General features: G+C 67.1%; 22 protein-coding genes and 1 tRNA gene. 8 read left to right on the top strand and 15 right to left on the bottom strand.

Going from position 1 to position 21551, the window contains the following annotated elements; all coding sequences use genetic code 11:
* Positions 1–129 precede the first annotated feature (129 nt).
* The 4 genes from IEV96_RS16735 to IEV96_RS15370 form a co-directional block, all read right to left on the bottom strand.
* Complete coding sequence (locus tag IEV96_RS16735; protein ID WP_229733449.1) at positions 130–3402, bottom strand: lamin tail domain-containing protein; 3273 nt, start codon at positions 3400–3402, stop codon at positions 130–132.
* Positions 3403–3539: 137 nt separating this feature from the next.
* Positions 3540–3944 (bottom strand): VOC family protein, encoded by a 405-nt coding sequence (locus tag IEV96_RS15380; protein ID WP_188511617.1) that lies wholly within the window; start codon positions 3942–3944, stop codon positions 3540–3542.
* Positions 3945–3953: 9 nt separating this feature from the next.
* Positions 3954–4379 (bottom strand): helix-turn-helix transcriptional regulator, encoded by a 426-nt coding sequence (locus tag IEV96_RS15375; RefSeq protein WP_188511616.1) that lies wholly within the window; start codon positions 4377–4379, stop codon positions 3954–3956.
* A gap of 99 nt (positions 4380–4478) precedes the next feature.
* On the bottom strand, positions 4479–4703 hold the full coding sequence (locus IEV96_RS15370; RefSeq protein WP_188511615.1) for a hypothetical protein: 225 nt from the start codon (positions 4701–4703) through the stop codon (positions 4479–4481).
* Positions 4704–5339: 636 nt separating this feature from the next.
* Between IEV96_RS15370 and IEV96_RS15365 the strand changes: the two genes are divergently transcribed.
* The 5 genes from IEV96_RS15365 to IEV96_RS15345 all read left to right on the top strand — a co-directional run bounded on the left by IEV96_RS15365 (position 5340) and on the right by IEV96_RS15345 (position 9634).
* Positions 5340–5618, top strand: coding sequence for a hypothetical protein (locus IEV96_RS15365; RefSeq protein WP_188511614.1), 279 nt, complete (start codon positions 5340–5342; stop codon positions 5616–5618).
* Positions 5619–5688: 70 nt separating this feature from the next.
* Positions 5689–6450, top strand: coding sequence for an SGNH/GDSL hydrolase family protein (locus tag IEV96_RS15360; protein WP_229733448.1), 762 nt, complete (start codon positions 5689–5691; stop codon positions 6448–6450).
* Between the two features lie 84 nt (positions 6451–6534).
* A complete protein-coding gene (locus IEV96_RS15355) occupies positions 6535–7977 on the top strand; it encodes a basic amino acid/polyamine antiporter (RefSeq protein WP_268235603.1) in 1443 nt (480 codons plus the stop codon).
* Between the two features lie 12 nt (positions 7978–7989).
* Positions 7990–9234 carry an arginine deiminase gene (locus tag IEV96_RS15350; RefSeq protein WP_188511612.1) on the top strand — a complete coding sequence of 415 codons (1245 nt, stop codon included), beginning with the start codon at positions 7990–7992 and terminating at the stop codon, positions 9232–9234.
* A 181-nt stretch (positions 9235–9415) separates the two neighbouring features.
* On the top strand, positions 9416–9634 hold the full coding sequence (locus IEV96_RS15345) for a DUF3072 domain-containing protein (protein ID WP_229733488.1): 219 nt from the start codon (positions 9416–9418) through the stop codon (positions 9632–9634).
* A gap of 6 nt (positions 9635–9640) precedes the next feature.
* On the opposite strand, the gene glsA is transcribed toward IEV96_RS15345, so the two are convergent.
* The 3 genes from glsA to IEV96_RS15330 all read right to left on the bottom strand — a co-directional run bounded on the left by glsA (position 9641) and on the right by IEV96_RS15330 (position 12078).
* The gene (gene glsA, locus IEV96_RS15340) at positions 9641–10573 is read right to left on the bottom strand and encodes a glutaminase A (RefSeq protein WP_188511610.1); all 933 of its coding nucleotides are present in this window, start codon (positions 10571–10573) and stop codon (positions 9641–9643) included.
* A 60-nt stretch (positions 10574–10633) separates the two neighbouring features.
* Entirely contained in the window at positions 10634–10906 is a 273-nt protein-coding gene (locus tag IEV96_RS15335) for a DUF2277 domain-containing protein (RefSeq protein WP_188511609.1), read from the bottom strand.
* Between the two features lie 125 nt (positions 10907–11031).
* Positions 11032–12078 carry an NAD(P)-dependent alcohol dehydrogenase gene (locus IEV96_RS15330; protein ID WP_188511608.1) on the bottom strand — a complete coding sequence of 349 codons (1047 nt, stop codon included), beginning with the start codon at positions 12076–12078 and terminating at the stop codon, positions 11032–11034.
* Between the two features lie 163 nt (positions 12079–12241).
* Here IEV96_RS15330 and IEV96_RS15325 point away from each other — a divergent pair, with 163 nt between their 5' ends.
* Positions 12242–12670 carry a VOC family protein gene (locus IEV96_RS15325; protein ID WP_188511607.1) on the top strand — a complete coding sequence of 143 codons (429 nt, stop codon included), beginning with the start codon at positions 12242–12244 and terminating at the stop codon, positions 12668–12670.
* On the opposite strand, the gene IEV96_RS15320 is transcribed toward IEV96_RS15325, so the two are convergent.
* Together IEV96_RS15320 and IEV96_RS15315 are read right to left on the bottom strand one after the other, a co-directional pair.
* On the bottom strand, positions 12667–13347 hold the full coding sequence (locus IEV96_RS15320; RefSeq protein ID WP_188511606.1) for a lysophospholipid acyltransferase family protein: 681 nt from the start codon (positions 13345–13347) through the stop codon (positions 12667–12669). The two genes, IEV96_RS15325 and IEV96_RS15320, sit on opposite strands and share 4 nt — an antisense overlap.
* The gene (locus IEV96_RS15315; protein ID WP_188511605.1) at positions 13347–14183 is read right to left on the bottom strand and encodes an alpha/beta fold hydrolase; all 837 of its coding nucleotides are present in this window, start codon (positions 14181–14183) and stop codon (positions 13347–13349) included. The genes IEV96_RS15320 and IEV96_RS15315 overlap by 1 nt, the downstream gene beginning before the upstream one ends.
* 45 nt (positions 14184–14228) lie before the next feature.
* Here IEV96_RS15315 and IEV96_RS15310 point away from each other — a divergent pair, with 45 nt between their 5' ends.
* Positions 14229–14825 carry a TetR/AcrR family transcriptional regulator gene (locus IEV96_RS15310; RefSeq protein ID WP_188511604.1) on the top strand — a complete coding sequence of 199 codons (597 nt, stop codon included), beginning with the start codon at positions 14229–14231 and terminating at the stop codon, positions 14823–14825.
* 54 nt (positions 14826–14879) lie between these two features.
* The gene (locus IEV96_RS15305) at positions 14880–15170 is read left to right on the top strand and encodes a hypothetical protein (protein WP_188511603.1); all 291 of its coding nucleotides are present in this window, start codon (positions 14880–14882) and stop codon (positions 15168–15170) included.
* 20 nt (positions 15171–15190) lie between these two features.
* Here the strand turns inward: IEV96_RS15305 and IEV96_RS15300 are convergent.
* The 6 genes from IEV96_RS15300 to IEV96_RS15275 all read right to left on the bottom strand — a co-directional run bounded on the left by IEV96_RS15300 (position 15191) and on the right by IEV96_RS15275 (position 21518).
* Positions 15191–15265, bottom strand: a tRNA-Arg gene (locus IEV96_RS15300).
* Between the two features lie 40 nt (positions 15266–15305).
* Positions 15306–17849, bottom strand: coding sequence for a rhamnogalacturonan lyase (locus IEV96_RS15295; protein WP_188511602.1), 2544 nt, complete (start codon positions 17847–17849; stop codon positions 15306–15308).
* Positions 17850–18106: 257 nt separating this feature from the next.
* Entirely contained in the window at positions 18107–18895 is a 789-nt protein-coding gene (locus IEV96_RS15290; protein WP_188511601.1) for a CHAP domain-containing protein, read from the bottom strand.
* A 149-nt stretch (positions 18896–19044) separates the two neighbouring features.
* Positions 19045–19542 (bottom strand): HNH endonuclease, encoded by a 498-nt coding sequence (locus IEV96_RS15285; RefSeq protein WP_188511600.1) that lies wholly within the window; start codon positions 19540–19542, stop codon positions 19045–19047.
* A 307-nt stretch (positions 19543–19849) separates the two neighbouring features.
* A complete protein-coding gene (locus tag IEV96_RS15280) occupies positions 19850–20599 on the bottom strand; it encodes a C40 family peptidase (protein ID WP_188511599.1) in 750 nt (249 codons plus the stop codon).
* 226 nt (positions 20600–20825) lie between these two features.
* The gene (locus tag IEV96_RS15275; protein ID WP_188511598.1) at positions 20826–21518 is read right to left on the bottom strand and encodes an iron-dependent transcriptional repressor DtxR; all 693 of its coding nucleotides are present in this window, start codon (positions 21516–21518) and stop codon (positions 20826–20828) included.
* Positions 21519–21551: the final 33 nt, after the last annotated feature.

Genomic DNA, 21551 nt, shown 5'->3' with positions numbered 1-21551 from the left:
GCCCCCGGCTCACCAGAGCCGGGGGCGTTCTTCGTGCCCGCTACCCAAATGAGCCGGTTCCGGCGGAATGAGCCCGCCGCGGCGGGGTCATCTGGCCGGAACCGGCTCATCTACGAACGACGACGGCGTCTAGCGGGTGCCGCGCCTCTTGCGTCGCAGCATCATCAGCACGCTGCCGACGAGCAGCAGCACGAGGCCGGCCGTGATGGGCGCCTCGGTGTTTGCGCCGGTCGACGCGAGCACGCCCTGGCGCAGCGCAGCCACGGTCACGTTGTCCCAGCCGATGAGCGTTCCGTCGACGGCGAGCACCGCGATCCGGTGGGCGCCCGCGGGGGCATTCGACGGGATGACGACGCGCACAGTACCGTCGGCCGCGACGACCGCGGTGGCGAGCAGCACGGGCGTGGAGTGCATCCAGATGTTCACCGTCTCGCCGGCGTGCGCGACGCCGACCACGATGGTCAGTGTCTCGCCGGGGCGGGCGTTGCTCGGCGCGCTGACCGTTCCGCGCGCCGCCTCGGTGAACGCCGCGTCGGATACCGGGGTGCTGGAGCCCACGTTCACGGCCGCGGGCTGTCCGGGTGTGGGCAGCGGGGTGATCGGCGCGATCGGCGTCGGCACGGGTGCCGGCGTCGGAGTCGGGGCGGGCGTAGGAATAGGTTCCGGCGTCGGAGCGGGTTCCGGCGTCGGAGTGGGGTCGGGCGTGGGAGTCGGGTCCGGCGTCGGAGTCGGTTCCGGCGTCGGAGTCGGGTCGGGCACGACTACCGCGGCACACGCGAGCGCGCCCTGCCGCAGCGCGTGACCATCAGTGCTCGCGTCATCCGACCAGAACACGGTTTTCGCGCCGTTCACGCACTGCGTCTGCGGGGCGATCGTAAAGCCCTCGTTGTTGAGGTCAGGCATTCCCGCCGGGCGCTCGACCACGGCGACTGAGGCGAAGAGCCCGTCGCCGCCGATCTCGAGCAGCGCCGAACGGCCGTTGCAGGTGTCGTCGCAGACGGCCCAGAGCGAGCCGGTCTCGGCGTCGAACGCGAGCTCCATCACGCCGGCGAGACCGGTGCTGATCGTGGCGACGCGCTTGTACTCGCCGGACACCTGGTCGAGCGCGAAGGCGTAGACGCCGCCGCCCTCGAGGCCCACGAAGAACAGGCCGGTTCCGTGGTTCGCGTAGACCGACGGGTCGTACGCGGCGCCCGTGCGCTCGTCGCGCATTCCCTCGGCGACAAGGAACGAGTCGGGCACCCAGGCGATCGCCTCGAGTCCGAGGTTCGAGCCGACGTCAGGCAGGTCGGCGTCGAGGTTCCACTCCATGGTCGCGTTGAGGCTTGTGGCCGCGGATGACACATCGAACCGCAGCACGGACGGGCGGCTCACGCCCACCGAGTTATCGCGCTCGGTCGAGACGAACACCCCGCCGGCCGATCCGGCGTCGGTGAGGGTGACGCCCTCGGCGTCCACGTTGCCGCTGCCGTCGACGTAGTGCAGCGCCTTGCCTGCGCCCCAGCCGTTAGCGCTGCCGGAGACCCACTGGGTGCCGACGGCGCCGAGACGGTAGAGCTTGCCGGGGTTGTTCTGCACGGCCCAGAGCACGTTCTCAGTCGGCTGCGCCTCGTAGGCGAGGCCGCTCATGTTCTCGGCGTAGGTCTTCTCCGGGTCGACGGTCGTGACGGTCGAGGCGCCGGGCCAGGGCGTGGTGACGATGTCGCCGGCGCACGAGTTGACGGTGCCCTTGGTGGCGGCCTTCGTGGCGGTAAACTCGCCGACCGTGTCGGCGCAGCGACCGTACGTCGTGCCCGCATGGTCGGTGTAAGCGTAGGAGTCGACGAGCGTTCCGTCCGACGTGAAGACGCGCGCCGCATCGGGGGCGCCGAGACCGAAGTTGCCCGGCGTCGTGCTGACGTTGACGTCGACCGCGAGGTAGGCGCCCGCCGCCAGCGACGTGCCGGCGGGGATGGCGAGGGTGCGGGTGTCGTTGTCGTCCTTGAGCACCCAGCCCGAGACATCCACTGCCACCGATCCGTTGTTCACGAGTTCGATCCAGTCGTTGGTGTCGCCGTTCGACTCGACCTCGTTGATGCGCACGGTGGGCTTCGCCGCGACGGCGACGGGGTTGGCCGCGCCCTTGGTGGCGGCGGTCGTCACCGAGAATGGGCCCGTTCCGTTGGGGTAGCGGCCGAGGGTGGTGGCGGCGTGCTCCGTCCAGGCGAGGCTGTCGACGAGCGTCGTGCCGTCCGCGCGGAAGACCCGCGCGGTGTCGGCGGCACCGAGACCGAAGTTGGCCGGGTTGGTGGTGACGTTCACGTCGACCGCGAGGTAGGAGCCGGGCGCGATGACCGATCCGGCCGGCACGGCGAGCGTGCGAGCGTCGCTGTCGTCCTTGATGATCCAACCGGAGACATCTTCGGCGACGGTGCCGGTGTTTGTGAGTTCGACCCAGTCGGTGAGGTCGCCGTTCGACTCGACCTCGTTGATGCGAACGGATGTCGCGGCCGGCGTTGTCGGCTCGGTGGGCGGCGTCACCACCACGGGAGCCGTGTTCGCCGCACCCTTGCTCGAGACGGTGGTCTGGGCGAAGGCGCCCGTGCCGTTCGGGAAACGGCCGTAGGTCACGGTCGCGTGTGCCGTCCAGCTGTAGGTGTCCACGAGCGTCGTGCCGTCGGCCAGGAAAACGCGCGCGGTGTCGGCCTTGCCGAGACCGAAGTTCAGCGGGTTCGACTCGACGTTGACGTCAATTGCCAGATAAGCGCCGGGCGCGAGAGAGGTGCCGGGCGCGATGGCCAAGGTACGCGAGTCGGTGTCGTCCTTGAGCACCCAGCCCGAAACATCCACGGCGGTGCTGCCCGTGTTCACCAACTCGATCCAGTCGTTCGCGTCACCATCGGATTCGACCTCGTTGATCTTGACCTTCGGCACGACGGGCGTGTTCGCCGCACCCTTGGTCGACGAGCTCAGAGCGACGAAGTCGCCGGCGCCGTTCGGGAACCGGCCGTAGGTCACCTCGGCGTGGGCGGTCCAGCTGTACGAGTCGACGAGCGTCGCGTTGTCGGGCAGGTAGAGCATCGCGGAGTCCGCGCCGGCGAGCCCGAAGCTGGCGGCTACTCCCTTCACGTCGACGTCGACGGCCAGATACGCACCCGCGGCGAGGATCGTGCCCGCGGCGATCGGTAGCGCGTGGGTGGCGTCGCTGTCTTTGAGGATCCAGCCCGAGACATCCACATCGGTCGTTCCGGTGTTGACGATCTCGATCCAGTCGACGGGGGTTCCACCGTTGGACTCGACCTCATTGATCTTCACCGAGGGCACGTCGGCCGCGGCGGCGGGCACGCTGCTCGCGACGATCGGAACGGCCAGGGCAATACAGGAAACAACGGCCAGTAACGGCCGACGCCAGGTGGTGCGCATGCGGGTGTCCTCTTTGAGACTCGGGTGTGGCTGGCCAGAACGGGCCGCAGTACACCTTCGAGCAGACGGGGAAACGCCCGGTAAACAGGAGGAAAACGTAGGACTCCCCCGAACGGGGGAGCGAACTCACGTGGTGATCAGCTCGCCTGCGAGATGCGCACCATGTTGCCCGAGGGGTCGCGGAAAGCCGAGTCGCGCGGACCCCACGGCTGCTCGATCGGTTCCTGCAGCACCTCGGCGCCGGTCTGACGTGCCCGCTCGAACGCCTGGTCGAGATCGTCCGTGCTGAAGACGAGCATCGGCAGCATTCCCTTGGCGAGCAGCGCCTGCATCGCATCGCCGTCGGCCTGCGAACGACCGGCGTGCGGCTCCGAAAGAACGATCGAGAGCCCCGGCTGGGCGGGCACCCCCAGCGTGACCCAGCGGAACCCACCGTTGGCCACGTCGTTGAGCACCTCGAGGCCGAGACCGTCGCGGTAGAAGGCCACGGCCTCGTCGACGTCGTTGACGGTCACATTCGCGTACTGCAGTGAAATAATCATAACGACAGGTTAGAAAGCGCCGACGGCCGCCGCTTCTCGAATCCTGCTCGGCCTCGTGAGAGTCTTCGCGATGCACGCCGGCATTGCCTCGACGGCGCTGTGCGTCCGGGCGCGGTACGCGCTCGGGGTCTCCCCCACCAGCTCGGTGAACCGCGAGCTGAACGAGCCGAGCGAGGTGGATCCCACCGCCATGCACGCGTCGGTCACGCTCGCGCCGGCGCGCAGCAACGCCATCGCCCGCTCGACCCGGCGGGTCATCAGGTAGTTGTACGGCGTCTCGCCGTAGGCGGCATGAAACTTGCGCGAGAAGTGGGCCGGCGACATCAGCGCCTTCTGGGCCATGGTCGGCACGTCGAGCGGCTTCGCGAAGTCGCGGTCGATGAGATCACGCGCGCGACGCAGGTGCGCGAGATTCTCGATCTCCAGCGGTGTCATGCGCCCATTCTGGCTCGTCGCGCCCGCGACAGCTAGACGCGGGCGCCCGTTAACGACGGATGGCCCGCCGAAGCGGGCCATCCGGTTGTTTCCTTAGCGCTACGCGGTCGGGAATTCGTAGGTGGCGCCGTTGCCGAAGCGCTGCGAGATGGCGAAGTCGAAGTCGGCCTCGCTGATGTCGTTGATGCCATGGATGGCGGCGTTGTCGCGCACGGCCGAGAGCTCGCGCGAACGCGAGTAGAACATCGGGTCGTCGGCGAGGATCGAATAACCGCCGACGATGAAGTCGACGTTCTTGCGGGTGAGGGTGTTGGTGTTCGTCATGCTGTATTGCTTTCGTTTGGTGCGCTGATTCGCAGCGTCTTGATGTTGGCGGATGATCCGCTCACGCGGCAATACGAACGCACGGGTGCGCTCGCTAACCGCGAGGATTAAGCCGACGTATCGGCGAGGGTGTCACGCTGTCCGGCAAGAGCCAGCACAGCGGTTCTGATTGAAATCTGAGGTGCGGCCGTGGTGTCAGATCGGCGGCGGGGGCAGATTTCTCGATGCCCAATAAACACACCATACACGTACCCCGTCGAAAACTCAGGGTTGCGCGGCAAACGCACAGCCCGCTACGGTGATGCCTACGCCAACACGACGAAAGGAGCCCAGCGTGATTTCTGCAATGAACGATGCACATGCATTCCGCAAGACCGCCGGCTTCGTCGGCGTCTTCACCGCCTAACCGGCCCGCTTCTCGATAGAGGCACTCCACCGGTCCAGTCGGTGGTGACGCTCTCGAAGCTCGACCAGGCAGCATCCGCGATTCACGCGCGCGCTGTTCATAGGTCTGACCACCCCGCACGCGGCGCGCCCTCGCGCGTCCCGTTTCCGCCGCGCACCGCGGCAGCCCACACCGCTATTCGGCGACCCCGAACGCTCTTCGGCGCGCCCGTATATATAAGGAACACCACCGTGAATACGAAATCGACGACCCTGCCCGGTCGCCACGATCATCCGCCCCAACCCGTATCGTCCACCCGTCCCGCCGTAACGCGTCCCGTGCGCCGCGTCGGAGTGCTCGACCGTGCCGCGCTGCACCTCGGCGTCGCGCTCATCAAGTGGGGTCGCCGGCCCGTCAAGGTCGACGACCGCGAACAGGCCGTTCTCGCCCGCGAGGCGCACCAGGCCCGGCTCGAAGCCGAGCGCGTTCGCGCGCAGTACGAAGCGTTCTACCTCTCGCGCATCCTGTGATGTCGTGCTCACACAACGGGGCCGCCCGAGTGGCGGCCCCGTTGTCGCACGGATGTGGTCAACTCGAGTCATGGAATACCGCAGCTATGTAGCAGTCGGCGACAGCTTCACCGAGGGTGTCGGCGACGAGACTCCCGAGGGCGGCGTGCGCGGCTGGGCCGACCTGGTGGCGCTCGGCCTCGCTCTTGCCAGCCCCGAACCGGTGACCTACGCCAACCTCGCGATCCGCGGCAGGCTGCTCGCCCCGATAGTCGGCCCGCAGCTCGACGCCGGTATCGCGCTGAAACCCCGCCTGCTCAGCCTCAACGGCGGAGGCAACGACATCATGCGCCCGCGCGTCTCGATCTCGGCCATCACCGACCAGCTCGTCGACGCCGTCGACAGGGCGACGAGCTCCGGATGCCACGTGCTCCTCGTCAGCGGAGCGAACCCGACGCGTCACATCCCGCTCGGCAGTTTCATCAAGGCCCGTGGTGACGAGTTCGCCCGGGGCATCCGTTCCCGCCTGCCGCTCGCGAACACCACCTTCGTCGACAACTGGGCCGACGACGAGCTGGCCGAGCTGCGCTACTGGTCGCGCGACAAACTGCACCTCGGCCCGCTCGGGCACGAGCGCGTCGCGGGCAACGTGCTCGCCGCTCTCGGTATCGAGCTACCCGACGGCTGGAGCGGTGGCGCCAGCGCCCTGCAGCACGAACAGCGCACGAGCGAGTACTGGCGCGAATACGTTCTGCCGTGGATCGGTCGCCGCCTCACCGGCCGTTCGTCGGGAGACAACCGCGCCGCAAAGATCGCGACCCTGCAACCGGTCGAGGTACCGCCCGCCCCGTAGCGGATGACACGGAATAGGTGAAGCGCCGCCGGCGTATCCCCGCCAGAGTGATCCCGTCCACTCGAGTGACGGGGAGGGATCACCGTGAGCGCGAACACCCTCGCCGATGCGCACAAGCTCAGCGTTCCAGCGCTCACCGCCATGGTCGTCGGCTCCATGGTGGGTGCCGGCGTGTTCACCCTGCCGCAGCGGTTCGCCAGCCAGACCGGCGTGCTCGGCGCCGTCATCGCCTGGGCGATCGCGGGCGCGGGCATGCTCATGCTCGCCTTCGTCTTCCAGTCGCTCGCGGTGCGCAAGCCGACCCTCGACAACGGGGTGTACGTCTATGCCAAGACCGGGTTCGGGCTGTACCCCGGCTTCCTCTCGGCGTTCGGGTTCTGGGCGAGCGCGTGCGCGGGCAACACGTTCTACTGGGTGCTGATCACCTCCACCCTCGCGCCACTGGTTCCGGCGTTCGGCGAGGGTGACACGATCTGGGCGGTGCTCGTGTCATCCGTCTTCGTCTGGGGCTTCTATTTCCTCATCATGCGGGGCGTGCGCGAGGCGGCCGCCATCAACACGATCGTCACGTTCGCGAAGCTCATCCCGCTGCTGTTGTTCGTGATCGTCGCGGTGGTCGCGTTCGATCCCGACGTGTTCCTCGGCAATCTAACCGGGGGCTACGACTCCGGCGGCGACAGCCTGTTCGAGCAGGTGCGCGGCACGATGCTGGTGACGGTCTTCGTCTTCCTTGGCATAGAGGGGGCGAGTGTCTACTCGCGGTTCGCGAAGAAGCGCGAGGACGTCGGCCGGGCGACAGTGCTCGGCTTCCTCTCGGTACTCGCCTTGTTCGCGACGGTCTCGATCATCTCCTACGGCGTGCTGCCCATGGAGGAGATCGCGAACCTCCGGCAGCCGTCGGTCGGCAGCATCCTCGAGGCCGCCGTCGGTTCATGGGGCGCCTGGTTCATCAGCGCCGGCCTCATCGTCTCGGTGCTCGGCGCCTTCCTCGCGTGGAGTCTGATGTCGGCGGAGGTGCTGTTCGCGGCCGCGAAGGACGGCGATATGCCCCGGTTCCTGGCCAAGAGCACGCCGAAGGATGTACCGGGCAACGCTCTCCTCTTGTCGACGCTCGGCATCCAGCTGTTGCTCGTCGTGGTGCTGTTCGCCAGCGGGGCCCTCGACTTCATGCTCGACCTGACGGCGTCGCTCTCGCTCATCCCGTTCCTGCTCGCGGCGGGCTACGCGCTCAAGATCGCGGTCACCCGCGACGGGTACGCGTCGGTACCCGCCGGTGTGCGCACCCGCGAGCTCGTTATCGGCGGGATCGCGGTGGCGTACACGCTCTTCCTCATTTTCGCCGCCGGCACCGACCTGCTGCTGCTGTCCTGTGTGCTGCTCGCGCCCGCGACGCTGCTCTACGTCATCGCCCGCCGCGAGCAGGGCTCGCTGCTCTTCACCAAAGCGGGGGCCGTCACGTTCGCGGTGGTGATCGCCGGGGCGGTCGCCGGCGTGATCGGCCTGGTCACCGGCTCGGTATCCATCTAGAAGGAGAAAAACATGACCTCAGCGGATTACGGCGTGCACTCCGAAGTGGGGCAGCTGCGCAAGGTGCTCGTCTGCGAGCCGGGCCTCGCGCACCGCCGCCTGACGCCCACGAACGCCGACTCGCTGCTGTTCGACGACGTGCTCTGGGTCGACAATGCGATCCGCGACCACCGGGACTTCGTGGCTAACCTGCGCTCGCACGACGTCGAGGTGGTGGAGCTGCACGAATTGCTTGCCGCGACGGTGGCCATCCCCGAGGCGCGCACCTGGCTGCTCGACCGCAAGATCGTGCCGAACCAGGTGGGGCTGGGGCTCGTCGAGGACACCCGCGCGTTCCTCGATTCGCTGCCGCCGACCCAGCTGGCCGAGTTCCTCATCGGCGGGCTGGCAACCACCGACCTGCCGAACGACTTCCGCGGCGACTACGTCGAGCTCGCCCGCGAGTCGACGGGCGTGCGCGAATACCTGATGCCCCCGCTGCCCAACACGCTGTACACCCGCGACACGACCTGCTGGCTCTACGGCGGCGTCACGCTCAACCCGCTCTTCTGGGCGGCCCGGCACGACGAGACCCTGCTGATGAAAGCGATCTATACGTATCATCCGGATTTCATCGGGTCGCAGATCTGGTGGGGCGATCCCGAACAGGATTGGGGTCTGTCGACCTTCGAGGGCGGCGACATCATGCCGGTCGGCAACGGCGTCGTGCTCATGGGAATGAGCGAGCGCACGTCGCGGCAGGCGATCACGCAGGTTGCATCCGCGCTGTTCACGGCAGGGGCGGCCACGCAGGTGATCGTCGCGGGCATGCCCAAGCTGCGGGCCGCGATGCACCTCGACACGGTCTTCACCTTCGCCGACCGGGACATCGTGACGTTGTTCCCGCGGATCATGGACGCGGTGCACACGTTCTCGCTGCGGCCCGCGGACAACGCGGTGGGGCTGGATGTCACGGACGAGAAGACCACCCCGTTCGTCGACGTCGTCGCCCGCGCGCTCGGATTGCCGAAGTTGCACGTCGTGGCGACCGCCGGCGACGTCTATGCCTCGGAGCGCCAGCAGTGGGACTCGGGCAACAACGCCGTCGCCCTGCGTCCCGGGGTGGTCTACACCTACGACCGCAACACCGAGACGAACCGGCTGCTCGAGCAGGCCGGCGTCGAGGTCATCCCGATCGTGGGCGCCGAGCTCGGCCGCGGGCGGGGCGGCGGCCACTGCATGACCTGCCCGATTATCCGCGACGCGGTGGATTACTAGCGCGCGGCGGCGCTGGTCGGGCATCTTTTGGTCGCTAACTGCTCAATCCCGGCGAGCGGTACAGCAGCAAGCGACCAGAACCGCTGCCGCCCATGCGCAGACCGCGCAAGGCCTCGCCGCGAATTTCTGGTCGGCTTAGCGTAAACGTATGACCGACGAACCGATTGAAGAACGTCCAGAAATGCTCGGCGCCAAGGCCGACTCCCCCGAAGCCGGCGACTCCGCCGTCAAGGACCCGGCCGACTGGGTCACCGGCGACGAGCCGATGACCGCATCGCAGCGCAGCTACCTCGACACGCTCGCGCGGGAGGCCGGCGAAGAGATCCCCGCCGACATCACGAAGGCCGAGGCATCCGAACACATCGACCGCCTGCAGAGCAAAACCGGACGCGGCCAGTAGGCCTACTCAGCCGAACAGGTGCAACCCGAGGTCGTCGGAGAGCCGCTCGCACGCGAGAACACCGCGCACGCTGTTGCCCTCCTCGTCGAGGGGCGGACTGTAGACACCGACGCCCAGGCGACCGGGCGCGGTGGCGACCAGTCCGCCCGAGACGCCCGACTTCGCCGGCAACCCGGCCCGGCGTAGCCAGCGGCCCGACCCGTCGTACATCCCGCAGGTGGCCATCACGCTCAAGGTCTCTGTGACGACCTCGCGGCTGAGCGCCTGCTCGCCGGTGATCGGGTTGCGCCCGCCGAATGCGAGGGTGGCGCCCATGATCGCGAGGGTTTCCGCGTCGACGAGCACGGAGCAGGCGCGCGCGTAGACCGCGATCGCGTCGTCCACCTCGACGTCGAGGTGGCCGGCGGAACGCATGAGGTACCCGAGCGCGCGGTTGCGGTCGCCGAGCAGTCGCTCGGAGCCCGCGACATCCTGATCTATCTCGAGGTCGCGTCCGGCGATCTTCGATAGTCCCGAGAGGATGCGTTCGGTGCGGTCTTCGGGGCTGGAGCCGTTCACGAGACTCGCGGTCAGCAACGCGCCGGCGTTGACCATCGGGTTCGGCGGACGCCCGGTCTCCGCCTCGAACACGATCGCGTCGAAGGCCTGGCCGGTCGGTTCGGTGCCGACGGCCTCGAGGATGAAGTCTTCGCCGCGGTCCATCAGGGCGAGCGCGTAGACGAACGGCTTCGCCGCCGACTGCAACGAGAACGCGACGCGCGAATCACCGGCGGCCCGGATGTCACCGTCGGCACCCACCGTCGCGATGCCGAACAACGACGGGTCCGCTGCCGCCAACTGCGGGATGCTGTCGTCGACGTCACCGCCGTCGGTCGTGCGCAACTCACGGTCGAGAGCGTCGAGGTCGTAGTCGCGCAGGGCGTCGTCGGCTTTAGGCATGTCGCCAGTCAAGCAGGCGCGGCTGGGCGGGTGCCTGCGCGGCTACCCATCGGGGCAGAGCTACGCGACAGCGAACCGCTTCGCCGACCGCTCCTTAGCCTTGGCGGCCTCCACCTCGCGGTTCTTCGGCGGGGCGTTCGTCACCCAGTCCTCGAGCAGATGGTGGGAGATGTGGGCGATCTCGGCGACGGCGCGGTTGAAGACCTCTTCGTTGGCCTTCGACGGCTTCGTCGATCCGCTGATCTTGCGCACGAACTGCAGTGCGGCGGCGTGCACCTCGTCGTCAGTGGCGGCGGGCTCGAAGTTGTTGAGGGGATGAATGTTCCGGCACATGCCCCGAGGGTAGCGAGCGCGTCCCGGCAACGGAAGACGCTGGCGCGCGGCCAGTTTTGGTCGCCAACTGCGCTATCTCCGCGGAAATACCGCGTTTGGCGACCAAAACTGCATGCACGTCGGCGTTACGGAACGATGACCGCGCGGCCGCGGATGCTGTTCGCGGCGAGGTCCTCGTAGGCCTTGGGGCCGTCGTCGAGGCTGTACGTCTCGACCGCGACGTGCAGCTTTCCGGCCCGGGCCAGGTCGAGCACCTCGATCAGCTCGCTGCGGGAGCCCCAGTAGGGCATGCGCACGGCGGCGTCGTAGGCGATGTTGCCGAAGCTGAGGGTCATCGCACCTCCGCCGATGCCGACGATCGTGACATCCGAATCGAAGGCGGCCACGCTCTGCGCGAGGGCCATCGTCGGGTTCGCGCCCACGAAATCGAAGACGGCGTTGGCGCCGAGTCCGCCGGTGAGTTCGCGGATCTTGTCGGCCGCCGACGCGTCGCTGATGAGCACGTGGTCGGCGCCGACCTCGGTGGCGAGCTTGAGCTTCTCGTCGCTGACGTCGAGCGCGATGACCGTCGCGCCCGAGACCGCCTTGAGGATCTGGATGCCGACGTGGCCAAGCCCGCCGGTTCCGATGACGACGGCGAAGGTGCCGGCACCCAGCTTCGGAAGAGACCGCTTGATCGCGTGGTACGGCGTGAGGCCTGCGTCGGTGAGCGACACGTTCTGCACGGGGTCGAGGTCGCCGAGCGGCACGAGGTGGCGTGCGTCGTCGACGATCATGTACTCGGCCATCGAGCCCTGGCTGCCGAGTCCGGGAGGGCGGATGCCCTCGGCGGCTGCGTTCGTGCAGTAGTTCTCCATGCCCATCGAGCAGTTGTGGCAGCGCCCGCAGCCCCACGGCCCGTAGACCGCGACCGCGTCACCGACCTTGAGCGTCGAGTCGACGCCCTCGCCGAGCTCGTGCACGATGCCGGCACCCTCGTGGCCGAGGGTGAGCGGCAGGGGGTACGCCTGCGCGAGGTAGTCCTCCTCGGGGAGGCTCATCACGTAGTCGTCGCTGTGGCAGACGCCGCCCGCGGTGACCTTCAGCAGCACCTGGCCGGGGCCGGGCTTCGGGATGGGAATGTCGACGACGACGGGAGGCTGGCCTACTTCGACGTAGCGCAGTGCTTTCATGGAGTCCTTCTTTCCTGGCGGATCGAGAGGTCTGCCGCGGTGTGCGGTAGGCAGGGAGCAGTCGATCCCGCCTCTTCAATTATGCGCGACGAGTGTCGTTTTGGAGAGGGGCTTCCGGATGACACGGGTGGCACGTATCAACGAAGCGCGGTAGACCGGGCTCATGGAACCCCGCATCTCGATCATCACCCTCGGCGTCACCGACCTCGCGCGCTCTCACCGCTTCTACGCGGACGGCCTCGGCCTCCCCACGACACGCACTCCGTCCGACGGGATCGTGTTCTTCCAGACCCAGGGCACAACACTCGCACTTTTCCCGTACGCCGAGCTCGCCGCCGACATCGGCCCCGAATATGCCGGACCTCGTGCGAAGTTCTCCGGCATCACCCTCGCCCACAACGTCCGCACCCGCGAGGAGGTCGACGCGGTTCTCGCTGCGGCGGCCTCGGCGGGCGCTGTAATCGTCAAAGCCGCGGATGACACGGACTGGGGCGGCTATTCCGGCTACTTCGCCGACCCCGACGGCTACCTTTGGGAGGTCGCGTGGGGTGCGTTCCCGTTCAACGACGATGGATCGCTCGCGGTGGGCTAGCCGAGCTCCTTCTTCGGCGTCGACTTGCCGTACTCGTCGACGTATTCCTGGCCGCTCATCGCGACGATGGAGTCCATGATGCGGTCGGTCATCACGCGCAGGATCGCGTGGTCCTGCTTGCGGTCGGCGAACTCGCTGAAGTCGAGCGCCGGGCCGAACGAGATGCCGATGCGCTGGATCTTCACGCGGCTCCCGCCCGCAGACATCACCTTCTCGGTGTCGATCATCGCGACCGGAACGACGGGCGCGCCCGACTCGAGCGCCATGCGCGCGACTCCGGTGCGACCGCGGTGCGCTTTGCCGTCGCGGCTGCGTCCGCCCTCGGGGTAGATGCCCAGCACGTGCCCCTTGGTGAGAACGCTCATTCCGGCCCGCAGCGATGCCTCCGATGCCTTGCCGCCGGAGCGGTCGATCGGGATCATGCCCGTCGCCTTGAGGAATCGCGCGACCGCCCACTTGCCGAGGCCCTTGCCCTCGAAGTAGGTGCTCGCGGCGAGGAAGTAGATGCGGCGCTTGATCACCAGCGGCAGGATCACCGAGTCGATGAACGAGAGGTGGTTGCTGGCGAGAATCACCGGGCCGTCTTTGGGAATGTTCTCGAGTCCATCGAGCCGCGGGCGGAAGAGCGTGCGCAGAAGCGGCCCCGCCACGATCGTCTTCATGAACCAGTAGAACATCAAGAGCCAGCGTAGTTGGATCTCGTCCAAAACTGGTTCACATGCGCGGCGACGAGAGCTGGCTGTTCCAGCGGAATGAGCGTGCGGGCTTGAGGAACGGTAACCGCTTCGGCGACCGGCGTTCGTGAGGCGGCGCGGATCGCTTCCTCCGGGCTCCAGTCGCCCCGGTCATCGGACGCGATGTATAGGCAGGGCACGCCGATGGCAGAGAGTTCGTTCGTCACGTCGAGTCGGTCGAGAATGAAGGAACGGAGAGCGTTGGTCAAGCTGCGACGGCTCGGCCGACCGAGGCTTTCGACGACAACACGACGAATGCGTTCATCCCTCGCAGCTGCGTCTGTGAGCATCGCGCTGATCACCGCGGATCGAACCGGTCCAACGGGGCCAGCCACACGGAGCAACGGCAGCAGAACGTTGATCTGCGCGCGGATCTGCGCCGAGATTGGCTCGACCGGCGAGCTGATCGCAACCAGCGACCGCAGGAGACCCGGCCGCGCCGCGAGCTTGTAGCCCACATGTCCTCCGAAGGCATTCCCCACCCAATCGACGGGGTCGGTGATGTTGAGTCCGGCGAGAAGATCAGCGGCCGCGTCCGCAGCCTCGTCGATGTTGCTGCGCCTGAGGAGCGGGTCACTCAGCCCGAGTCCCGGTCCATCCACCAGAACGAATCGACGCTCGCCGTCGAGGTGCGGCAGAAGCGTGTCCCACGTGCTGCTGTCGACGAACATCGACGGCCAGAAGACGGCTGTGGTCCCGCTCCCGATAATGCGAACTCGGAGCGCGCCGAGGCGGGTGCTAACGCTTTGCTCGCGTTCGGTGGGTACGGGCAGATTCATCGGGGTCTCCATTCACAGTAGACATTTCGTGTTAATCTGTATCACATGAATACGCGGCCCTACAAGATGACGTCTCGCGCAGAATCGGCGGCTCGAACTGCCGACAGCATCGCCGACGCGATGCTTCAGCGGTTTGGCGATCTCCCCTACGAGCGCATTCGCCTTGAAGACATTGCGCTCGACGCCGGCGTCACCGTGCAAACGGTCTTGCGACGATTCGGGAGCAAGCCGGAACTGCTTGTATCGGTGGTGACGCGTGAGCTCGGCAAGATTGCGAACGCTCGCGCGGCGGTCGCACGATCTCTCCCCGCCGAGACAATCACGGCACTGGCAGATCACTATGAGAAGTACGGCGAACTGATCCTCAAGACGTATGCCGAAGCGCACCTCGTAGACGGCTTGCCCGCGATCGCGGCGCGCGGGCGGGCGTTTCACGTCAACTGGTGCCAGGAAACGTTCGCGCCGCACCTGGATCCCGCGACAGACGAGCAGTCGAGAGATCGCCGTCTCGCTCAGATCGTGGCGGTGTGCGACGCCCGGACGTGGTTCATCCTGCGTATCGAACGGGCGCTCAGTGTCGATCAGACGAAGCTCGCGCTCGACGAGATGATTTCTCCGCTGCTCGCGCCGGCAACCACCTAGGCATCCGCCTCGTCGGGGTGGCTCGCCCCGCAGCCGGCCTGCCATAATTCACGCGTGGCTGACACCGCAGGCGACCCGGCTGACGACTCGGCAGCCCTGGCGCCCCGGGCCCGGCGTAACCCCTATTTCACCGTCCTCGCGATTCTCGCGGGATTCGCGTGGACTCTGGCGATCATGCTGTGGATCGTGCTCGCACAGGTGACCGACTACACGACATACGACGTCGACGAGGCCGCTGCGCTAAACGCTTGGATCGACGCGCTGGTCGTCACCGGCATTGCGACAACGGTGGGTATGGTGGTCGTCGCCGGGGTCAGACGCGAACTCCGGTCGGCATCGCCGTGACGAACCCGCGGTATTTACGGTGGTGCCCCTGGAGGGACTCGAACCCCCAACCTGTTCCTTAGGACGGAATTGCTCTTCCATTGAGCTACAGAGGCTGGCTCCCCGAGTTTAGCGCGACCCGGGGAGCCGTCGAACTTACTTACGCGTGTTGAACTTGTGCTCCCAGGTCGAGGTCGCGCCCGGGGCGATGAAGTACCACTCCTGCGGAACGGCCGTCACGGTCACCGTCGTCGAGCGGGAGACGCGGTACATCCCCGCCTTAACAACCTTGCCGTTCACCACGTACTGCACACCCGGCGTCGACGGGACTGTGTACGAATCCTTGTTACGGGTGTCTGTGAAGGACACGGCGGCCGGCGTCACCGCCGCGGTCAGCAGCGGTACCGTGCTGAAATCGGTATCACTGGCCAGGTAGAACCCGGGATACGACGGCTGGTTGTACGCGGTGTTCTGACGCGCCACCTCGGCACGGTACTGCTTGTCGTGCATCAGCGTGTAGAGCTTCCGGTCCGTGACATCCGTCGACAGGAAGATCCGGATGGCGCTGGAGTCCGCGGTGCGAACCAAGAGCTCCTCGCGCCAGTCGCCGAACACGTCGGCCACCAGGTTCGCGGTGCCCTTGGTGCCGTTGTTCGAACGGGTGCCCGTGGCGGTCAACAGCCGTCCGGTCGTGTAGCTGTCGATCGTGACATCCGCATCGGCCGTTCCATTGACGATCTGGGTCGTTCCGTCCGCCGCCCACCGGATGCTCTGGTTGGTTCCGGGGCCGGCTGCGGCGAGAGCATCGCCGGAGGCCGAGCGCAGGCGCGTCGCCCAGGTCTCGATGCCGGGCACTGCCGGGTCGATATCGCCGATCATTCCGCGGCCGGTGTCCTTGCCGCTGTACTCGCCGTAGATCACCTCGCCCGTCGCGGCATCCCGCAGCGCGTAGCCGTAGGGGGCATACGTCGCGCCCTCGTGAACCGTGAAGATCTCGAGGCCGGGGCGGTTCGGGTCGATGTCGGTGACGTGCATCGCGTCGCCGTGGCCCAGTCGCGCCTCGGTGCCCGGCGCCGCGGACCCGGCCGGCAGGGTGTCGGTCGAGCTGTAGAGCAGGCTGCCGTCGTCGTCGATCGTCGCGGATCCGTAGACCACCTCGTGCTTGCCGTCGCCGTCGACGTCGGACGCGCTCAGCGAGTGGAATCCCTGCGTGGTGAGCGACGCGAACTCGGGGTTCGAGCCGTCGCGTCCGTGCGGGGAGTCGTTGAACGGGTTCGTCATCGCCGGGAAACCGCTGTCGACGTACCAGCGCTCGGTGAGCTTCTTGCCGTTCCAGTCGTAGGCCACGATCGTCGTGCGCGTGTAGTAGCCGCGGGCGAAGATCGCGCTCGGGTGCACGCCGTCGAGGTAGGCGACGCCGCCGAGGTAGCGGTCGACGCGGTTGCCCGGCTCGATGCGGGCCATCGCGTAATCGCCCCACGCGAGGCCGTCGTCGTAGCGCTCGGTCTTCACCGGGACGGTCTGCAGTTCCTTGCCACTGGCCCCGTCGAACATGGTCATGTATTCGGGACCGCTCAGGATGAACCCCTCGAACGCACGCAGGTTGTTTCGGGCGCTGCGGCTGGGCGCGTAGACGTCCATGAAGTAGTCGGTGAGCTTTGCGGCATCCTCTCGGCTCAGCGGGTACTCGTGCGTCACGGGAATCCCGAACGCCTCCTCGAGCGTCGCCGGCCACTGGCCGCTCGCGACCTCGGGCAGGTTCTGCCAACCGACGAACATGTCGACCACATGCTCGTAGTAGCCGGAAGAACTCACACGGTAGTCGTCCTCGTTCGTGACGCCGTTCTTGCGGTCCTCCTTGGGCAGGCTGATGAACCTCTCGGATGCCACGTTGCCGCGTTTGTCGAAGGTGGTCGATTTCGTGCCGGGCGCGGTCTTAAGCAGCAGCTCGCTCTTGCCGTCGCCGTCGTAGTCGTACGCCAGCACCTGCGTGTAGTGGGCCCCGGCGCGCACGTTGACGCCCAGGTCGATCCGGTTGAGCAACCGCCCGTCGGCCTTGTAGGTGTCGACGTAGACGTTGCCGGTGTAGCCGACCTGCGAGACGTCCTTCGAGTTCGACGGGTCCCACTTCACGATGTACTCGTACGAGCCGTCGCCGTCGACGTCGCCGACGCTCATGTCGTTCGCGGAGTACGTGTAGGCCTCGCCCTTCGGCGTGACCCCGTCGACGGGCTTCTGCAGCGGAAGGTCGACGTAGCCGTTCGCCCACGGCGCGACGGCCGGGCTCGACTCACCCTCGACCCCGCCCACGACGGGCGCGACCGCGTACTGCGACGTGGCCGTGCCGGCCGGGTCGAGCAGGTTGGTGCTGTCGGTGACCGTCGCGATCGCCGCGCCGTCGCGGTAGACGGTGAAATCGGTGCCGGTGAGCCCGGTCTGGCTCGCGCCGGTGGCCTCGCTCACGAGCAGGCGCCAGCTGACGAAGACGCCCTCGCTGGTGCTGGTCGCGACGAGCCCGCGGTCGAGCTTCTCGAGTTGCGGAGTGCCGGCGGGTGCCGCCGGTGTGTGGCTGCCGCCATGGCCCGGATGCCCGTGGCCCGGGCTTCCCGCGGAGGCCGCCGTGGCGCCTCCCGCCACAAGTGCGACACCGGTCGCGACCGCGGCCAGGCGCAGGGGTAACCCGCTGAATAGATTCGACATTGAACCTCCAAGTTAAGGAAAGCGCTTTCCGTGCTGGCGGCAGTCTACGTCCCTCGTTCGGGGGACGTCAAGGAAAGCGGCCAGGCCGGAGGGCGGCGCGCTACGACGACGGCCGTGTGCGCGCACCGATGGGACGAGCGCGGTGCGGCGCCCGTGCGCGCACGTCCCGGGATTGCGCGCGCGTCACGGCATGCGCGCACGGGTGCGCGCGGCGCGGGTTTCCGTACGGTCGCTGGGCGACCTACCCGGCGAGAGAGTTAGCGCGGGGGCGGCGAGAGGAAGAGGTCGACCTTCGACGCCGGGATCGTGCGCGTGCTGTAGGTGAACGGCACGGCGTTGTACTCTTCGAGATCCACGGTGCCGTCGGCGTTGACCGCCTTGACGTACGCGACGTGGTTATTGGCCCACCAGGCGACGTCGCCGGCGACCGGAGAGTTGCTGGTCGGCCAGCCGTGGCCCTGCCAAGCGGCCTTGAAGTCGCGGGCGTTTCCGCCGTTCGGGGTGAGGTAGCCCCACGTGTACTTCCACGGGGCCGAGGTGCTTCCGGCGTCGCGGTTCAGACGCCAGACCACGAAGTCGACACACTCGCGGTAGATATAGCGCAACGGCGAGAGAGTCTTGAGCGGGCCGGCACGGAACGGGTAGTCGTCTCCGGCTGCGACGGCGCTGTTCGACGGGTTGTAGACGGCCGCGCCGAGCGACGTGGAACGTGAGGCCGCGGCCGATGCGGCGGCAGCCGCTGCGGCTGCTCGTGCGGCGGCGGCGCGGGTGCTGGCGAGTTCGGCGACCGAGGTGGCGGAGAACGTCTCGCGGTCGTCTACTCGGCGGGCGGCACTGTCGGAGACCTCAACGGTCACCGACTCCGTCTCGGCGTAGGCGACCTCTTCCTGGGCGGGCTCGAACGCGAAGGCCGGCAGGGCCATGGGCGCTACGAGCATTGCTACCGCTCCGATGACCAGAACCGAGGACGCCTGCTTGCGGAGGCTGATGCCGCCTCGGCGCGCTGCGATGGCACGGCGTGTGGACAGCACGGGCTCGTTAGCCAAGAAGAAACGACCCTTCGGGAGTGGGTTGGTCGGCACGGGGGCGCCGCGCAATAGGAAAGAGCTTAGGCCAGATGGCGGTCGGGCGCGAGCGATTATTCCAAATTGGTAACGGCGCGATGGGTTTCGACAGGCTCACCTCGCCGCAAAAGTTAGGCCGCAGGGGCGAGATACTCTTCCCAGTCGGGCAGCGCGCGTTCGATGCCGCGGGCCATCCACGACGCACCGTTCGGCGGACGCGGGGTCGTGCGCAGCCGCCAGTTCATCTCGCTCGGTGTGCGGTCGCCCTTCACGTTGTTGCACTTCAGGCAGCACGCCACGAGGTTCTCCCACGTGTCTTTGCCGCCGCGCGACCGGGGCGTGATGTGGTCGATCGTCGTCGCCGAGGCGGCGCAGTAACCGCACCGGCTGTTGTCGCGGCGCAGCACTCCCCTGCGCGAAACGGGCACGTTGCGCCCGCTCGGCAGGCGCACGTAGCGGCGCAGAATGATCACCGACGGCCTGTCCCAGGCACCCGACAAGCCGAACACCGGATGCTCGCCATCCGAAGCAATGATGGTCGCCTTTTCATTCATCACTAGCACCAAGGCTCGTTTGAAGGACACAACGCCAAGTGGCTCGTAGCCCGCGTTCAGTACCAGTGTGCGCATCGTCATCCTTCCGAAAGCGCCTGCACGGCTTGCAGGCATTCGACATGCGTTCTCGGGGCGAAACGGTGGTGCTAGGACAAACAAAAAGGCACTGTCGGTGAGACAGTGCCTTAGCTGATGCGCGCGCGTATAAATACGTGACGCGAACCGGTGAACCGTACGGGCAGACAGGCACAAACATCCGTGGTTTGGATGGTGCGCTCGCTGTGCATCGGCTCTCCTAGAACTCGTTGAACTCCAAGGGTTACAGGTTAACCCAAAATCGGCGGACCACAACTAAGCGGCCCGCCGATTTAGGTTACGAAAGCTAAACGCCGATGCGAACGATGTAATACGAGGTCGTCCAGATCGGGCGGATGCTCACGACGCCGCCGGCATGCGGTGCATCCATGATCTTGCCGTCGCCCATGTAGATGCCGTCGTGGCCCGACATGATCACGATGTCGCCGGGAAGGGCGTCCGCGGTAGCGATTCGCGTACCGGCCGCAGCCTGGCCGCTCACCGAGTGTGGAAGCGCTATGCCGAACTGCGCGTAGACGTACTGGACGAAGCCCGAACAGTCGAAGCCGGAGGGGTCTGCGCCGCCGTAGATGTAGGGGGTGCCGAGATACTGCTGGCCGACCGCCGCGACCTGGGCGAGGTCGAAGCTCGGGTAGGGCGGATTGGCCAGGAACTCGGCGGTGCTCGGCCCGGCGTACGACGCGTAGGTCGCGGCGAGCACGGTGCGCTTGCGCGAGGCGGCAAGCTCGGCCTCGGTGGTGGCCGAGAAGGACTCGCGGTCGGTGCTCGGCTCCTCCGCGCCTTTGTCGACGAGCACGGTCTGCGCGTCCGCCTCCTTGTACTCCTCGAGGGCCACCGCGGCCTTGAGGTCGTCGGTGTCTTCGACGGGAGCGAACGCGTAGGCCGGCAGGGCGACGGTCGCGAACAGGCCGGGCACGACGACCGCGACCACGGCGAGACTGAGGACGCTCGACCTGCGCTTGCGCTTCTTGCTGGGTGTTCCGCGACGCGAGGTGAAACTCTTCGGGATCTCGGTCGCGCTGTTTTCGGGTGGCACTAATGACAAGAGATTTAGCCTCCTGCGCCTCGGCAACTCTAGGAAGTTGCCCCATCACGTTTCGTATATATATTCACGTTCCAGCGCGGGGGAAAGGTGGGTGAGACGCCCCGCACTGAGTCCTGACAGCATTTCCGGTCGGGTGGACCGTACGACACTAAAGGAGCGAACCTGAGTTGTGTCCGAATCGGCGCGAACCTGTCAACAAGCTGAAACGACGGAAAATCTAGACCCCGACGAAGATGTGCACGGCGACCTCATTGGGCAGCTCGAGCCCCTCGCCAAATCCCTCGACGGCCACGAAGACGTACGAACCCGCGGCCGAGATGTTCGCCGTCGCGCCGGGCATAACACCGGCGCTCTGCAGCTGCTGCAGAAGCTCGGGCTCGAACTGAACCGGCTCGCCGAGACGACGGATGACACCGCTCACGGTCTCGGACGTGCCCGACACCCGCTGAACCAGGTTCACGACGCCGTCCATAAACGCGGGGGCGGCCTCGTGGCCGAGCTCGTCGAGCCCGGGGATCGGATTGCCGTAGGGCGACTCGGTGGGGTTGCCGAGCATCTCGAGGATGCGGCGCTCCACCTGCTCGCTCATCACGTGTTCCCACCGGCAGGCCTCGTCGTGCACGTAGGCCCAGTCGAGGCCGATCACGTCGGCGAGAAGGCGCTCGGCCAGACGATGCTTGCGCATCACGTGCACGGCCTTGCTGCGGCCTTCGCCCGTCAGCTCGAGGTGGCGGTCGCCTTCGACGACGACGAGTCCGTCGCGTTCCATGCGCCCGATGGTTTGTGACACCGTGGGGCCGGAGTGACCGAGCCTCTCGGAGATGCGCGCACGCAGAGGCACAATGTGCTCCTCCTCGAGGTCGAGGATGGTACGCAGGTACATCTCAGTGGTATCAACAAGATCCGTCATCGAGGCCTCCAGCAAGCGCGCGGTACTTGGGTC

Source organism: Conyzicola nivalis (assembly GCF_014639655.1).
In the GTDB taxonomy this organism is placed as follows: Bacteria; Actinomycetota; Actinomycetes; order Actinomycetales; family Microbacteriaceae; genus Conyzicola; species Conyzicola nivalis.
This window is presented reverse-complemented; position numbering and strand designations above follow the sequence as displayed.